We start from the raw sequence: 14,343 nt of genomic DNA on the forward strand, positions 1-14,343 counted from the left end.
ATAGGTGTTGTCGTGTCGTTCCATTCATCATCTTGATGATGGCGCGGCCATTCCCTGAATAATATTTGAGGAGAAATCACATGCGCTTATTGTTAATCTGGGCAATCAATGCAGCGGCGCTGTTTGCGCTCCCTTATCTGATGTCGTCGATCACGGTCGACAGCGTAGGCACGGCGATTATTGCTGCGCTGGTGCTGGGATTGGTGAACGCACTGATACGTCCCATACTTGTTTTGCTGACTTTGCCGGTCACCTTTTTGACGCTGGGTTTGTTTATCTTCGTCATCAATGGTTTGATGTTCTGGGCAGTCTCGCAAATGGTGGGCGGCTTCCACGTTGCCGGTTTTTGGTCGGCGGTGGGCGGAGCGATTTTGTATAGCGTCATCTCGTGGATATTGTCCGCGCTCATACTTAAAGAAAAATGAAACAACAGAATTTCAGCATAGAATTTTTTCCGCCCAAGACTCCGGTCGGCGTGGAAAAATTGCGCGTCACGTGCGCCAAGCTGGCCGAACTGAATCCCAAGTATTTTTCGGTCACCTTCGGTGCTGGTGGTTCGACGCAACACGGTACGCTTGATACGGTATTGGAAATTCGTGGCGCAGGTCACGACGCCGCACCGCATCTTTCCTGCCTCGGTAGTTCGCGTGAAAGCCTGCGCTCGATTTTGCAGGAATACAAATCGCATGACATCAAGCGCATCGTTGCCTTGCGTGGAGATTTGCCTAGTGGTTATGGCGCGATGGATGCATCTTCCAGCGAATTTCATTACGCGAATGAACTGGTCGAATTCATACGCGCTGAAACTGGCGATTGGTTCCATATCGAAGTAGGCGCTTATCCGGAAATGCATCCGCAGGCCAAGTCGCCAAGTGACGATATCGCCAGCTTTGCGCGCAAGGTCAAGGCCGGTGCCAACTCTGCGATCACGCAATATTTCTACAATGCGGATGCTTACTTCCGTTTTGTTGAGGATGCGCGTAAAGCAGGTGCCGACATACCGGTAACGGCTGGCATTATGCCGATTACCAATTACACGCAACTGATGCGTTTCTCGGATATGTGCGGCGCAGAAATCCCACGCTGGATACGTTTGAAGCTGGCTAGTTACAACGACGACACCGATTCGATCAAGGCATTTGGTTTGGATGTCGTGACGGATTTGTGCGAGCGTTTGTTAGCTGGTGGTGCGCCAGGTTTGCATTTCTACACCTTGAATCAGGCTGCCGCTACGCACGCGATCTGGAGTCGTTTGAACTTGTCACAGAAATAATTTGAACGTATAGATGCAAAAAGAAAAAGCCGCGTATGCGGCTTTTTTTATATCTGATTATTTTAAAACGTTGTCGATGGCGTCATCACCATATCCAGCGCAACGTCATATGGATCCGCTGCAAACGTGGTTTCCGCATTTGCGTAGGCGACGCCTATCGTCTGTGGTCGCGGTAGTGTGGCCAAGGTCCGATCATAAAAACCGCCGCCGTAACCCAGACGAAAGCGTTGCGGATTGAAGCCCACGCAAGGGATGAGCAAGGCTTGCGGCAACAGTTCCGTATGCAGCTCTGTCGGTACCGCCGCGCCATATCTATCCTTGATCACAGCATCGCCCGGCGTCCATGGATAGAACTTTAACGGTGCATTGTCACTCACAACTACGGGCAATGCGAGTTGCACGCCTAGTTCGGTGAGCATTGCATAAGCCGCATTCAGATCAGGTTCGCCGCGCATAGGCCAATACACGCCGAGGCTGTGCACCCGGTGTATAGACCACCATGCCATGATTTTTTCACCTAGTTGCTTATCCCAAAGCAGTTTTTGCTCGGCAGAGATTGCATTGCGCGCTGTGAGTAAAAGTTGTCGTAATTCGCTCTTGTTTTGCATGGGATAGGCTAAGGATTTGAAGGAATCGCGTGCTATTCTAGTTATCGTTGATGTGTATCGCGCTGCTAGCAGCTATGCACAGTATAAGCGGGTCAAAAAAAGGGTTATGAAATTGATGCTTTCGAATAAATTATTTTCTCGTATTGTGATGGTCGCGATGTCGGCGGCATGTCTTTTGCCGGCTGCGCATGCGCAAAAACGCTCAGCAGGTTTTGCCAGTGATGACGATGCTTTTCTGGCATTGCGCGATGCTTCTCGCCGTAATGATGCCGGTCGTGCTGCTGATATTGCAGCCAATCTGGGCAATTATCCGATTCCATCCTACGTTGATTATTATCAACTGAAAGCGCGTCTCAAGGATGCTTCACCAGCCGAGTTGCAAGCTTATTTGGCGCGCTATAACGGTAGCGCGATTGCTGATCGTTTGCGCAATGACTGGTTGCTTGATCTCGGCAGAAAGCGCGACTGGGTCACTTTCGATGAACAGTATCCGCAATTTCAGTTGAATGACGATACGCAAGTGAAATGCTATGCCTTGATGTCGAAAGCATTAAAGGGCATTAAAGTCGCCGATGAAGCGCGCGCCTTGCTGAACGTTCCCAAGGATTTTGGCGAAGGCTGTATCGCATTGATTACAACCTTGATGGAAACCAAACAGTTTGATGAAGATGATTTGTGGGCGCAGATCCGCCTCGCATCCGATACCGGTTCCACTGATTATGTGCGCCGCTTTGTACCATTGACCGGCATTGAAGACGGCTCACTGGTCGCCGCTATGGATAAACCTGCATCCATCGTTGCACGTGGCGTTGGATTCCGTCGTGTACGCCATGAAGTGTATGTCGTTGCTTTGGGGCGTATCGCCAGAAACAATCCGGCACAAGCTGCCGATGTATTGTCGAACAATACTTTGTTGTTGAGCAAAAAGCAGGAAGCATTTGCATGGGCGCAAATTGCTTATCAAGCATCGATGAAGCTGGCGCCGGAAGCAGTTCAATACTGGCGCAAGGCTGGCAACGCACCGCTATCGCTGGAAGCGCATCAATGGAAAATCCGCGCAGCCTTACGGGCCGGTGACTGGAAGTTGGTGCAATCTGGTATCGAAGCGATGCCTGCATCTTTGCGTGATGATGCAGCGTGGACTTATTGGCTGGCGCGTGCCTTGCGCGAGGATGGCAAGATCGAAGCGGCAAATGCGCGCTTTCAGTTGCTAGCACCACAAACCAATTTTTATGGTCAGTTGTCATTGGAAGAACTGGGTCAAAAAATCACGGTGCCACCACGCGCATTACCGGTTACAGATGAAGAGATCGCACCTATGGTGACCAATGCGGGCTTTCGTCGCGCACTTAAGTTCTTCGACCTGGATTTGCGTTTCGAAGGCTATCGCGAGTGGAACTGGGAACTGCGCAAGATGAATGATAGACAGCTCTTGGCCGCGGCAGAATTCGCGCGTCGCAGCGATGTGCTGGATCGTATGGTCAACACCTCAGACCGCACCAAGGCCGAGTTCGATTTCACGCAACGTTTCCCAACACCGTATCGCGACATCATGCGTGCCAATACGCAACGTCAAGGGATGGAAATGGCTTGGGTCTACGGCCTGATTCGGCAAGAGTCGCGTTTCATCATGAATGCGCGCTCGCATGTAGGCGCTTCGGGTTTGATGCAACTGATGCCAGCCACCGCAAAGTATGTCGCAAAAAAAATCGGCATGACAGATTTTGCACATACTCAAGTGAATGAAATCGAAACGAATATTTTGCTCGGTACTAGCTATCTGAATATGGTGCTGACCGATCTTGAGGGTTCGCAAACCATGGCAACAGCGGCCTATAACGCAGGTCCTGGACGTCCACGTTCATGGCGTTCGACTCTGCCGCGCCAAGTCGAGGGTGCAATTTTTGCCGAGTCGATTCCGTTTTCTGAAACGCGCGACTATGTGAAAAAAGTTTTATCGAATGCGACTTATTATGCGGCGATGTTCGAAGGCAAACCGCAGTCATTGAAAGCGCGCTTAGGTACTGTGGCACCGGCTTCTTTTGTGCCAACCGATTTGCCGTAAAAGCGAATTACCTGTTCCGGCATCTTGGATGCCGGAACATACATCATCCGATCACGAATATTTTTCTCGCCCACATTTATGCAAACCACAGAACTTGATCCTACGCTTTCGCAAACGCTTGGCAATGCCGAAAAGAGTGGCCTCAAGCTCGTGATCGCGAATAAAAATTATTCGTCGTGGTCCATGCGCCCATGGGTCGCGATGACTGCATTCAATATTCCATTCCAGGAAATTTCTCTGCTGCTGGATCGTTCTGATACGACAGCACAGATTGCACATTATTCATCCGCTGGTCGCGTACCAATTTTGCTGGCGGGTGAAACCACGATTTGGGATTCGCTGGCGATTTGCGAATATCTGGCGGAGCAATTTCCTGAAAAGAAAATGTGGCCAGAGGATGTCGCGGCGCGCGCGTTGGCACGTTCGATTTGTGCGGAAATGCATTCTGGTTTTACCGGTGTGCGTTCGGCGATGTGGATGAATATACGAGCCAAGTTTCCTGGCAAAGGTCGCACGATCGATGCGCAAGCCGATATCGGGCGCATCAGCGAGATCTGGGAAACCTGTCTTGCCTTGTCCGGCCCTAGCGAATTTTTGTTCGGCGAGTTCTCGATAGCTGACGCTTACTTTGCACCGGTAGTCATGCGCTTCCGTACTTATGAAGTCGTACTCGGCCCTGCACTCGACGCCTATGTTGAACGCGTTGCTGCGCATCCGGCCGTCGCGCAATGGATAAGCGGTGCGCTGGCAGAAACGGCGCATATTGAAAAATACGACGTCTATCCCGACTAATCCCATTCGAATCGCATAGCCCTGAAATGAAAACCTATATCGTTGGCGGCGCAGTGCGGGATGAGTTGCTTGGCGTCGCCGTCAAGGATCGCGATTACGTGGTGGTCGGCGCTACGCCGGAGCAGATGATCGCGCAAGGCTACACGCCAGTCGGCAAGGATTTCCCCGTATTTCTTCATCCTGTTACGCACGCAGAATATGCACTGGCGCGCACCGAACGCAAGACGGCACCTGGCTACAACGGCTTCGTATTTCATACCGATGCTGAGGTCACGCTGGAAGAAGATTTAATCCGTCGCGATCTGACCGTTAATGCGATGGCCAAAGATGCAGATGGCGTCATTGTTGATCCCTTCAACGGCAAGCAGGATCTTGCGCAACATATTTTCCGGCATGTATCGCCGGCGTTTGCAGAAGACCCTGTGCGCATACTTCGCGTGGCCCGTTTTGCGGCGCGCTTTCCACAGTTTTCGGTTGCAGCGGAAACCAATACCTTGATGCAGGAAATGGTTGCCGCCGGCGAGGTTGATGCCTTGGTGCCCGAGCGCGTATGGCAAGAACTGGCGCGCGGTTTGATGGAGCAACAGCCTTCGCGCATGTTTGCGGTATTGCGTGATTGCGGAGCTTTGAAGCGTATCTTGCCGGAGCTGGATATCTTGTGGGGCGTACCGCAACCAGCATTGCATCATCCTGAAATCGATACTGGCGTGCATGTGATGATGGTGGTCGATTACGCCGCACGACAAAATCTATCGTTGCCAATACGGTGTGCTGCGTTACTGCATGATCTGGGAAAGGGTGTGACTCCGCCGGAGCTGTGGCCCAAGCATCATGCCCACGAAATGCATAGCGCAAAGCTGGTCGATGCAGTTTGCCAGCGTTTGAAAATTCCGAATGATTGTCGCGATCTGGCGCTGATGACTGCGCGTGAACATGGCAATATCGGCCGAGCTTTAGAACTGCGCGCTGCGACCATCGTGACGCTGTTCGAACGTTGCGATGCTTTCCGCAAGCCGCAACGATTCATTGATATGTTGCAGGCATCTGAATGCGACCATCGTGGCCGCACAGGCTTTGAAGAAAAACCGTTTCCACAAAATGCTTATTTGCAAAAGGCATTAAGCGCTGCGCAAACGGTCAATGGCGGTGAGGTTGCCGCGCTGACGCAGCAGCGTTATCCGGATCAAGCCGGTCGTATTCCCGAAGCGATTCGTGAGGCGCGGGTGAAGGCAGTGGCTGCCGCGATCGATGAAATAAAGACCTCGATCTAATCGCGCAGCGAGCTCATTTTTAGCGGATGAAGCGACCGTCTTTGGTGATCATCGTCATCTCGACGAACTCGCTACCCGTGTGATCGGTAGCGGTGTAGCTGATCATCAAACCACCCAGATCAAATTTCTGCATCGATTCCATTGCACGTACGAAGCCGTCGCGTGTCAGATTTCGGCCAGCGCGTTTCAATCCTTCCACCAACACCTTGGCGGCCACGAAGCCTTCCATCGCTGCGTACGACATGGTGATGTTGCTGGCTTTGGCAAGCGCCATGAATTCTTTACCCAGCCCTGTTGTGGACGAATTTGGTGCCGGTGTAATTTGCGAGACGATCACGCCGGTACCGGCTGGCCCCAAATCCTGCACGAATGATTGTGAAGAGTTATTCGACAAGGTCATGATCTGCACCATGCTGCCTTTTGCGCGGATGGCCTTGATGAGTTCAACTGTGTGAGCGGATGAGCTAACGATGATCAAGGCATTTGGATTTGCCTTGACGATGGCATCTACGGTCGCTGCGAAATCTGGTTTGACACGCGGGAACGAGGTAATGACGGCGGGAATCAAGCTGCGATCATTCATTGCGCTGACAAAGCCTGCCAATCCGTCTTTACCAAACGAATCATCGACATGCAACAAGCCGATTTTGGTGGCTCCGATAGTAGTGAAATGTTCGACGCCTTTTTTCACTTCATCCTGATACTTTGCGCGCACGTTGAAAATCAAAGGATTTACCGGGAAATGAAAAATCGTCGCGCCGGTACTGGGCGCAATCAGTGGCACTCTGTTTGCGGCGAGTATAGGCAGCATCGCTTCTGTCAGTGGTGTGCCGCGATTCTGGAATAGAGCAAATACATGCTCCTTCTTCACCAGGGTTTCAGCATTGGTGGCCGCCAGTTTGGCGTCGAATTTGTCGTCAAGTGTGAGTAACTCGATCTTTCGACCATTAACGCCACCGCGACTATTCACGCTGGTGATGTAGGCGTTTGCGCCTTCATTCATTTCTTTAACCGGCGCTGCAATGGTGCCGGTCAGACCTATCGTTTGACCGATCAAAATTTTGGTATCGGTCACGCCATCTTCTGCATAAACCTGGCAGAAAAAACCTGCAGAAATCAGACCGACAATTAATACACGCAAAGAACCAAACATGTTGTCTCCCCTAGGTGGCCACATTTACGCAGTGATGCGTTTCTGGCTCGTTTTGTGATCGTGCCTAAGAATGCCATAGACGAGTTACAGCAACTGATTTTTCAATCAGTGATGCTGGGGTGCAGCATGTATTTTTGATAATCGGGGAGGCTTGCGTATAGAAGATTTTCGCGTAAGCGAGGGTAAAACCAGCGGCTTATGGAATAAGCGGCCTTGCCGCCAAACAAGCAGCAAGCAAAGACGTTAAAGCAGACCTGAATCAGGTCATCGGCACATGACGACGGGTGGAGAGCGCGTATAGGCGTAATTCCTGGCGGCTTACGAGGCCATCCTTGTTGGTGTCGATTCTTTCAAAATTTTCCACGACACGCACCAATTTCGCTGCTTTGGCTTGTGATTTAGTAATGCTTTTCTGCGCCGCTGCTGTATTACGGGCTGCTGTATTTTCGGCTGCGGCACGGCGCACGTCTGTTCCTGCAGCTGGTTGCGAAAATGCAACATTGCAGAATAAAACGGCGGCGATTGCGATTAATTTTGTATTCATGGTGGCTCCCCTTTGCAAGCACGAAGCGTGATTGCAAAGCGTATTGAAAAGTTATTCCGCCTGATACGCCAATTCATTTACGCCTTGTTACATTTCTACTTGATATTTCTTTTCTTCATAAGCAAGGAAGAAAGCCTTCGTTTGAAATGATGCGCTCCATGCGTAAGCTGAAGCGTCATGAATCTGATTCTGTGTGGTGCAGACTGAATACAGATTCACAGCGCAATCAAACGATGGAGATGCCTTATGGACTTGCTGGATACGATCACTGCAGCGTCAGCCGCTGCAGTAGTCATTGCGGCGCTGATCTATCGGTTGTAAATTTTAAAGCGCTCTAGAATTTCGGTATGTGCAGCGTTTTGCTGATCATCAAGCTGCCCGATAACACAAACAACAATGCGAAGGGATGAAACTCCCAAGGACCGAGCATGATGATGTTGCCGTAAATTTCGCTGCCAATACGACCTTGCGATGCCAACCACGCCAAAATACCTGTGATGACAACGCTGGTTGGAATCGGCGTTCCTTCAAAATAAGCGACTTTATCTGCGCCCTCGGACAATTCTTCCGCAGTGACGTTGTAGCGTGCAAGACGACTGACGCCGCAGCATACGAAATAGATCATCGCGACCCAATCCCAAACGCCCGTCAAGCCGGCTGCGAAACCCAAGGTTACTGGCGCGAGGCCGAATGAAATCACATCGGCAAGCGAATCCAGTTCGCGCCCCATCGCAGAATGCTGGCGACGCCAGCGCGCAATTTTTCCATCCAGTACATCGAAGATAAATGCTGCCGGCGCCATGGCTGCTGCCAAATAGAAATGCGTGAGCGACTGACTGTTCATGTACAGCATGGCGAAAAATACCGCAGCGACACCGCAAGCCGCATTGCCGAGCGTGAAGAAATCAGCGAGGTGAAAGCCACGCAACATGGAAAAATGCTTACGTGGCGGTTTAGGTGAATTCATCGCGTCTCTTTGAATAAAATATTGCCATCAGTGTGCCGAAAAGATGCGTGCGTGTGAAGTAGTCGGTAGGTCAGGTGGCAAGTATGTCATTGAATGAAATGATTGTGCATTGAAATAATTTCCATTAGAAATCTGAACACTAGCGTTTTGTTCTTTTGATTTGATCTGTTACTCATCATCACGCAATTTCGATTCAAGATAAGCCGGTTACCGCACATACAAGGGCGATGCTTGCACCTAGTCTGATGTTTTTCCTAGTGGGAGACTGACATGTTATTTTTTCAAAATAAAGCATGCAATGCGAGTAAATATGCATTGGCAATATCCATGTTTGTCGGCGGCATGGGCCTCGCTTCAACAGCGGCCATCGCAGCTGACGCGAGCGGCAATCCGCAGCAGGAGCGTGCGGCTTGCATGAATGGAAAGACCCAGCAGGATCGTGCTACTTGCCTGAGAGAAGTTGGCGCGGCGCGTGGTGAAGCCAAGCGCGGCAACCTGACTGACAGTCCAATTTCGTCGCAGAACGCGCAAGAGCGCTGCAATGTTTTGCCACCAGCCGATCGTGATGATTGCATACGTCGCATCCAGGGCGATGGCTCCGTATCGGGCAGTGTCGATGGTGGTGGTGTCCTGCGTGAAACGCGAACGATCGTGCCGGCACCTCAACCTGCTGGAACGGAATATCAGCCAGCGCCTGTAATGCGCCCTCAATACTAAAAATCGGTATTAAAAAGCCGCCTGGCGACATGCGTCGCCAGGCGGCTTTTTTTGATGTGGTGAAAATGATGGGAATTAATTTTGCAGTCAGGTAATTGGACGGCTACAAAAATTGGTAGCGTCAAATTTCTAAGCTTGCCGCCGAATTATTTCAGAGCAAATTCAGCATAGCCGCGCGCGCGCAGGGCGCACGCCGGACAAGTGCCGCAGCCATAGCCCCAATCATGCAATTCACCGCGCTCACCTAGATAACAGGTATGTGTTTCAGAGCGGATCAGATCGACCAAGTTGGTGCCGCCTAAATCCTGCGCCATCTTCCATGTCTTTGCCTTATCTATCCACATCAACGGCGTTTCCACCTGCAGATTAGTAGCCATGCCGAGATTCAGTGCGACCTGCAAGGCTTTCATCGTGTCGTCGCGGCAGTCTGGGTAGCCGGAGAAATCCGTTTCGCACATGCCACCCACCAAGACGTTCAAGCCGCGTCGGTAAGTGACGGTGGCTGCAACGGTCATGAACAGCAGATTGCGGCCAGGGACGAAGGTATTGGGCAAGCCGTTCTCCATCATCTTTATCTCGACATTGCTGGTCATTGCGGTATCGGATATTTTAGAAATCAGCGACAGATCGATCATGTGATCTTCGCCGAGTCGGCTATCCCATTCAGTAGAAAAGCCGCGCAACTTTTGCAAAACGGTGGGACGTACAGTCAACTCTATTGCATGGCGCTGTCCGTAGTCGAAACCTATGGTTTCCACTCTGCTGTAGCGTTCGAGTGCCCATGCCAAACAGGTGGTTGAGTCTTGGCCGCCGCTGAAAAGTACCAGTGCGCTATCTGCTGAATTCATGTTTCCCTTGCTGATCGAAAAGCGATAGCCGAATTATAGGCGCGTAAAGGTGGCGCGTAAGATGCGGCTATCTTTTGATGATCAGGATTGCGGTGTGATCTTGGAAATAGTTTGTTCGATAAAGTCGCCAGATGGCTCGGTAAAGCGGATCCGCACTGGGTACCATTCCTTGCTGGATGCAAACCAGATATCGATTTTCTGATCCTTGTCATCTTCCTTGATGACCTTGCTGACTTTGATGGTTTTCAAATCGCCAAATGGGGTTTTGATGGTTTCTGCTTTGCCCACTTTAAAGGTCCAGGCATCCGCATCTTTTTGTCCTGCCACTACTACAGGGATGCTGGCACCTGACTTGAATTTGGCTGGCATGCTGCGCGCAATGGTTGCGAGTTGCCACACCACGCTATTGCGATCTTGCTCGCCACCTTTGATCGGATAATTGGAGCCCGATGCGCTGAAGGTAATGCTGCGTGTTTCGCGATTAAACGTGGTGGTGGTCGCATCCTTGCGATAGCGTTTCTCCGTGGATGTCGCCGGCGCCAAACCGGATGCATCGATCGCACCTTCGCTTTTTGCTTCGAGGATTTTGCCGAGCAGCATGGCGCGGGTTTCAGTACTGATCGCGTATTTATCTTTGCTGTTGGTCCAGTGCAGCACCGCAGAACCATTCAGTGGCAAGCCTTTTTGGTTGGCATTGATGCTGTACTCAAGATCGGCGGATGGCGGCGGATTGAGCGCGGCCTTGGCTGTGGTTTGAGCAAAAGTGCCAACATGCGAGGCGCTTGCTGCGCAGAAAAACAGCGCGCTTAAAAGAGTGCGGGAAAGGAAAGATCTGGAAGCAAATTGGTTCATTGAATCACCAAATATCAAGTGGTTGAAAAGATCAGACTAGTGTATTGCGGAAACGTTCAGGCTGGTCAGCGTCATGTCGAGGTAATCGCCGTTAGTTTCGGTATAGCGTAAGCGTACCGGATACCAGTTTTGCTCGGGCGCCAGCCAGATATCCAGCTTTTGTTCGTGCGAACCAACGCGTGGCGCGCGCGCGATGTGCCAGGTGCGTGTGGTGACGCCGTCTATCGTAATGTCTTCCTGACCTATGATCAGAATTTGCCAGGTTTCTGCATTGCGAGTGCCGGCGACAAATAGATCGATGCTGCTGCCCGCAATAAATTTAGCGCTATCGCCGCGTCCTATGCCGGCCAGTTGCCAAACAATGCTGGCTCTATCCTGTTCGCCGCCGGTGCGCGGGTAGGACAAGGTGGAAGACGAAAAGCTGATTGTGTTGCGCTCACGATGGAAGTGCGTATTGGTTTCGGCCTTGCGAAAACGTTTTTCGCTATAGAGCTCGGGCGCGATACCTATGTCTTCAATCACGCCGGTACTTTGAAAGCGCAGTGCAGTAATGAACAGTACGCCAAAGTCGCCGTTCACTGTGTACTTGCTGCCGTCGGTATGCCAGCTGATGGTGCCACTGCCATACATGGGCGGGCTTTCTTTTGAAATTTTTTGTACGTCGTATTTCAAGTCGGCTGAAGGTGGTAAATCAATTTGGTAGCCGACGGCTTTTGTATCTGATGCTGGCTCTGGTTGCGCTTCATATTCTTGTGCCGCGAGTTGGTCTGCGAGCGAGATCTCGGCTTGCGCAGGCACGATCTCCTTAGCGGCTGTGGATTCGGAATTCGCGGGCTGCATTACAGCTGATTTCGCGACGCGCGGTGTTGTCTTGCGTGCTGCAAGCTTAGGCCTGGCAGCTTGTGTTGCAGCCTTGATCACCGGCTTTGCTGGCGGTGCTTCCAAGGTTGCTGCAATCACCATTGTGTTTTCAGGTGCTGATGGTTTGGGAAAAACAAGCGCACCACTGAACCAGCTAATGGTGATCAAATGCAAGACGACTGCCGCGACCAATACTGACAAACGGCGCAAGCGTGTCGATGCGCGTTTGTTTTGTGCTGAGGCTAAGGGGTGGTCCATCGTCATGTCAGCAGTGTAAACGCAAGACCATCAATTCGGTGCACAAGCGAGGACAAGGGGCGCCGCGTAAAATGCGTTCTTTGAAAGTGTTCCTTGATTATGCAAAGTAAAAGAATTCTGGCCGCAGCCCTGATGTGCTTCGCCGTCACTGCGGCGCGTGCTGCAGAACCTGTCCGTATCGGCATGATAGAAGGTATGTCCGGCCCATTTGCCAATGCAGGTGAGGCGGTTGCGCGTAATTTGCAGTTTGCGATAGCCGCCGTCAATGCGCGCGGCGGCGTCAAATTGCCGGATGGTCGGCACCCACTCGCGCTGGAGATTTTCGACAACAAGCAAGGTGTTGAAGAATCGCTGATCGAATTCAAACGGTTGACCGATAAACACATCGCCTTCGTCGCGCAAGGCAATAGCTCTGCGATTGCCAGCGCATTGGTCGAAGCGGTCGATAAACACAATCAGCGCACACCCGATAATCGTGTGCTGTTTCTCAACTATTCCGCAGTCGATCCGGCTTTGACGAATGATAAATGCAGCTACTGGCATTTTCGCTTCGATGCCAATGCCGACATGCGGATGCATGCGTTGACTGAGGTGATTAAAGGCGACCTGCGCGCCAAACGTATTTATCTGATTGGTCAGGATTACAGCTTTGGCCGCATGGTTGCGCAAACCGCGCGCAGTCAATTGGCCGTCAAGCGCCCGGATAGTGCAATCGTCGGTGATGAGTTACATCCAATAGGCAAGATCAAGGATTTCGCACCTTACATAGCCAAGATCAAAGCTAGTGGCGCGGATGCCGTAATCACCGGCAACTGGGGCAACGACCTGACCTTGTTGGTAAAAGCCGCGAAAGAATTTGGCTTGAACGCCAAGTTCTATACTTTTTACGGCAACAGTTTGGGCGCGCCAGCCGCGATCGGCGATGCCGGCGTGGATAAAGTACGGGCAGTCGCAGAGTGGCATCCGAATGCGGGTGCTGGCGTCGCACAATCACCTAGCGATCGCTTTTATCAAGGCTTTTTGCAGCGCTACACGCAGCCCAAGGACGATTACGTATTATTGCGCATGCATGTGATGATAGAGATGCTGGCTGCCGCGATTGAAAAAGCCGGTACGACAGAAGCGAATGCAGTGGCGAAAGCGCTGGAAGGCGCACGTTATCACAACGCATTTCATGATGCGACCATGCGTGCTGCCGATCATCAATTGATACAGCCTTTGTACGTATCGGTGATGCGAAAAAAATCGGCGGATGGTGCGCGCTTCGATAACGAAGGCAGCGGTTACGGCTTCAAGACAGAGCTGTATCTACCGGCCGCCAGTACGGCGTTACCGACTAGTTGTCGCATGCAAAGGCCAGCGCGCTAGTATGGATCTTTCTCTGCTAAGCTGAATTCGCAGCACAGGTTTTTCATCGTGTCTTTACGGAGGTGTCGCATGAGTCAATCCAACAATCCCAATATGCCTAACCTTCCAGGGTTCGATGCGATGGCCGATACCTTCGAGTTCGTTAAAAACATGTGGGGCGGCATGCAAACCCCTACAGGAATTCCAGGCATGGCCATGCCTACTTTATCGCTGGAAGAAATCAATAAACAGATAGCGGATTTGAAAGCGGTCGAGTCGTGGCTCAACGTCAACATGACTATGCTGCGCGGGACGATACAAGCGCTGGAAGTACAAAGTGCGACGATCGCTACGCTGAATGCAATGGGCGCGGCATTTGGTGCTGAGATGAAGCCGAATGTTTCACCAGGCAGCACATCCAATACTGCTCAGAACGCCGCGGGCAGTGCTCAGCCTGACTATGCACATACGCAAAAATCTACGCCTGCCGCTGACGCCAATCCCATGCACGCGAATGCCGCTGCAGATGCAACGACAGCATGGTGGTCTGCGTTACAGACGCAGTTTAATCAAGCGGTGAGTAGTGTGATGGCTGACGAAGCGTCTGCGAAACAGAAGGGTGCTTCAACCAAGCCAGTTCCTAAAGCCGCCACCACTGCGGCTCAAAAATCCGCAGCAAAGTCAGGAGCTGGTGCCGCTCAGAAAAAAACCAAAGTCGCGACCAAAACTGCAGCAAAAACAGCAGTTAAAAAACGCAAGCCTTCTGGCAAATCCTGAAGCTGCTTTC

The 14,343-nt window shown here is 51.5% G+C and carries 15 protein-coding genes; 8 read left to right on the top strand and 7 right to left on the bottom strand.

The features are described 5' to 3' along the window. Positions 1-80: 80 nt before the first annotated feature. Both Q7T66_RS14515 and metF read left to right on the top strand, forming a co-directional pair. A complete protein-coding gene (locus Q7T66_RS14515; protein ID WP_304933937.1) occupies positions 81-425 on the top strand; it encodes a phage holin family protein in 345 nt (114 codons plus the stop codon). After that, entirely contained in the window at positions 422-1,273 is an 852-nt protein-coding gene (gene metF, locus Q7T66_RS14510; RefSeq protein ID WP_304933938.1) for a methylenetetrahydrofolate reductase [NAD(P)H], read from the top strand. The genes Q7T66_RS14515 and metF overlap by 4 nt, the downstream gene beginning before the upstream one ends. A gap of 62 nt (positions 1,274-1,335) precedes the next feature. On the opposite strand, the gene Q7T66_RS14505 is transcribed toward metF, so the two are convergent. Continuing rightward, a complete protein-coding gene (locus Q7T66_RS14505; protein ID WP_304933939.1) occupies positions 1,336-1,881 on the bottom strand; it encodes a 5-formyltetrahydrofolate cyclo-ligase in 546 nt (181 codons plus the stop codon). A gap of 115 nt (positions 1,882-1,996) precedes the next feature. Here Q7T66_RS14505 and Q7T66_RS14500 point away from each other — a divergent pair, with 115 nt between their 5' ends. The 3 genes from Q7T66_RS14500 (at position 1,997) to Q7T66_RS14490 (ending at position 6,009) form a co-directional block, all read left to right on the top strand. Further along, a complete protein-coding gene (locus Q7T66_RS14500; protein ID WP_304933996.1) occupies positions 1,997-3,946 on the top strand; it encodes a lytic transglycosylase domain-containing protein in 1,950 nt (649 codons plus the stop codon). 78 nt (positions 3,947-4,024) lie between these two features. After that, entirely contained in the window at positions 4,025-4,738 is a 714-nt protein-coding gene (locus Q7T66_RS14495) for a glutathione S-transferase family protein (RefSeq protein ID WP_304933940.1), read from the top strand. A 26-nt stretch (positions 4,739-4,764) separates the two neighbouring features. Next, entirely contained in the window at positions 4,765-6,009 is a 1,245-nt protein-coding gene (locus tag Q7T66_RS14490; protein WP_304933941.1) for a multifunctional CCA addition/repair protein, read from the top strand. Between the two features lie 19 nt (positions 6,010-6,028). Here Q7T66_RS14490 and Q7T66_RS14485 read toward each other — a convergent pair whose 3' ends face one another. The 3 genes from Q7T66_RS14485 to Q7T66_RS14475 form a co-directional block, all read right to left on the bottom strand. Further along, positions 6,029-7,162, bottom strand: coding sequence for an ABC transporter substrate-binding protein (locus Q7T66_RS14485; RefSeq protein WP_304933942.1), 1,134 nt, complete (start codon positions 7,160-7,162; stop codon positions 6,029-6,031). 259 nt (positions 7,163-7,421) lie between these two features. Further along, positions 7,422-7,706, bottom strand: a complete 285-nt coding sequence (locus tag Q7T66_RS14480) for an EF-hand domain-containing protein (RefSeq protein ID WP_304933943.1) — start codon at positions 7,704-7,706, stop codon at positions 7,422-7,424. A 334-nt stretch (positions 7,707-8,040) separates the two neighbouring features. After that, positions 8,041-8,673 carry a phosphatidylcholine/phosphatidylserine synthase gene (locus tag Q7T66_RS14475; protein ID WP_304933944.1) on the bottom strand — a complete coding sequence of 211 codons (633 nt, stop codon included), beginning with the start codon at positions 8,671-8,673 and terminating at the stop codon, positions 8,041-8,043. A 270-nt stretch (positions 8,674-8,943) separates the two neighbouring features. Here Q7T66_RS14475 and Q7T66_RS14470 point away from each other — a divergent pair, with 270 nt between their 5' ends. Further along, complete coding sequence (locus Q7T66_RS14470) at positions 8,944-9,390, top strand: hypothetical protein (RefSeq protein WP_304933945.1); 447 nt, start codon at positions 8,944-8,946, stop codon at positions 9,388-9,390. Between the two features lie 146 nt (positions 9,391-9,536). On the opposite strand, the gene queC is transcribed toward Q7T66_RS14470, so the two are convergent. From queC to Q7T66_RS14455, 3 genes are all read right to left on the bottom strand, one after another. Continuing rightward, positions 9,537-10,238, bottom strand: a complete 702-nt coding sequence (gene queC, locus Q7T66_RS14465; RefSeq protein WP_304933946.1) for a 7-cyano-7-deazaguanine synthase QueC — start codon at positions 10,236-10,238, stop codon at positions 9,537-9,539. A gap of 81 nt (positions 10,239-10,319) precedes the next feature. Beyond that, positions 10,320-11,090 carry a DUF3108 domain-containing protein gene (locus tag Q7T66_RS14460; protein ID WP_304933947.1) on the bottom strand — a complete coding sequence of 257 codons (771 nt, stop codon included), beginning with the start codon at positions 11,088-11,090 and terminating at the stop codon, positions 10,320-10,322. 36 nt (positions 11,091-11,126) lie between these two features. Continuing rightward, on the bottom strand, positions 11,127-12,215 hold the full coding sequence (locus tag Q7T66_RS14455; protein WP_304933948.1) for a DUF3108 domain-containing protein: 1,089 nt from the start codon (positions 12,213-12,215) through the stop codon (positions 11,127-11,129). Positions 12,216-12,308: 93 nt separating this feature from the next. Here Q7T66_RS14455 and Q7T66_RS14450 point away from each other — a divergent pair, with 93 nt between their 5' ends. Both Q7T66_RS14450 and Q7T66_RS14445 read left to right on the top strand, forming a co-directional pair. Further along, positions 12,309-13,577 (top strand): branched-chain amino acid ABC transporter substrate-binding protein, encoded by a 1,269-nt coding sequence (locus Q7T66_RS14450; protein ID WP_304933949.1) that lies wholly within the window; start codon positions 12,309-12,311, stop codon positions 13,575-13,577. Between the two features lie 69 nt (positions 13,578-13,646). Beyond that, on the top strand, positions 13,647-14,333 hold the full coding sequence (locus Q7T66_RS14445) for a PhaM family polyhydroxyalkanoate granule multifunctional regulatory protein (protein WP_304933950.1): 687 nt from the start codon (positions 13,647-13,649) through the stop codon (positions 14,331-14,333). The last annotated feature ends 10 nt before the right edge of the window (positions 14,334-14,343 follow it).

It is taken from the genome of Herminiimonas sp. (assembly GCF_030655415.1).

What these genes read in the sequence shown, in the direction of transcription:
- Q7T66_RS14505 (WP_304933939.1), bottom strand. Translation starts at nt 1,881, where the DNA reads ATGCAAAACAAGAGCGAATTACGACAACTTTTACTCACAGCGCGCAAT.
- Q7T66_RS14500 (WP_304933996.1), top strand. Translation starts at nt 1,997, where the DNA reads ATGCTTTCGAATAAATTATTTTCTCGTATTGTGATGGTCGCGATGTCG.
- Q7T66_RS14475 (WP_304933944.1), bottom strand. Translation starts at nt 8,673, where the DNA reads ATGAATTCACCTAAACCGCCACGTAAGCATTTTTCCATGTTGCGTGGC.
- queC (WP_304933946.1), bottom strand. Translation starts at nt 10,238, where the DNA reads ATGAATTCAGCAGATAGCGCACTGGTACTTTTCAGCGGCGGCCAAGAC.
- Q7T66_RS14460 (WP_304933947.1), bottom strand. Translation starts at nt 11,090, where the DNA reads ATGAACCAATTTGCTTCCAGATCTTTCCTTTCCCGCACTCTTTTAAGC.
- Q7T66_RS14450 (WP_304933949.1), top strand. Translation starts at nt 12,309, where the DNA reads ATGCAAAGTAAAAGAATTCTGGCCGCAGCCCTGATGTGCTTCGCCGTC.
- Q7T66_RS14515 (WP_304933937.1), top strand. Translation starts at nt 81, where the DNA reads ATGCGCTTATTGTTAATCTGGGCAATCAATGCAGCGGCGCTGTTTGCG.
- metF (WP_304933938.1), top strand. Translation starts at nt 422, where the DNA reads ATGAAACAACAGAATTTCAGCATAGAATTTTTTCCGCCCAAGACTCCG.
- Q7T66_RS14455 (WP_304933948.1), bottom strand. Translation starts at nt 12,215, where the DNA reads ATGACGATGGACCACCCCTTAGCCTCAGCACAAAACAAACGCGCATCG.
- Q7T66_RS14490 (WP_304933941.1), top strand. Translation starts at nt 4,765, where the DNA reads ATGAAAACCTATATCGTTGGCGGCGCAGTGCGGGATGAGTTGCTTGGC.
- Q7T66_RS14485 (WP_304933942.1), bottom strand. Translation starts at nt 7,162, where the DNA reads ATGTTTGGTTCTTTGCGTGTATTAATTGTCGGTCTGATTTCTGCAGGT.
- Q7T66_RS14495 (WP_304933940.1), top strand. Translation starts at nt 4,025, where the DNA reads ATGCAAACCACAGAACTTGATCCTACGCTTTCGCAAACGCTTGGCAAT.
- Q7T66_RS14445 (WP_304933950.1), top strand. Translation starts at nt 13,647, where the DNA reads ATGAGTCAATCCAACAATCCCAATATGCCTAACCTTCCAGGGTTCGAT.
- Q7T66_RS14480 (WP_304933943.1), bottom strand. Translation starts at nt 7,706, where the DNA reads ATGAATACAAAATTAATCGCAATCGCCGCCGTTTTATTCTGCAATGTT.
- Q7T66_RS14470 (WP_304933945.1), top strand. Translation starts at nt 8,944, where the DNA reads ATGTTATTTTTTCAAAATAAAGCATGCAATGCGAGTAAATATGCATTG.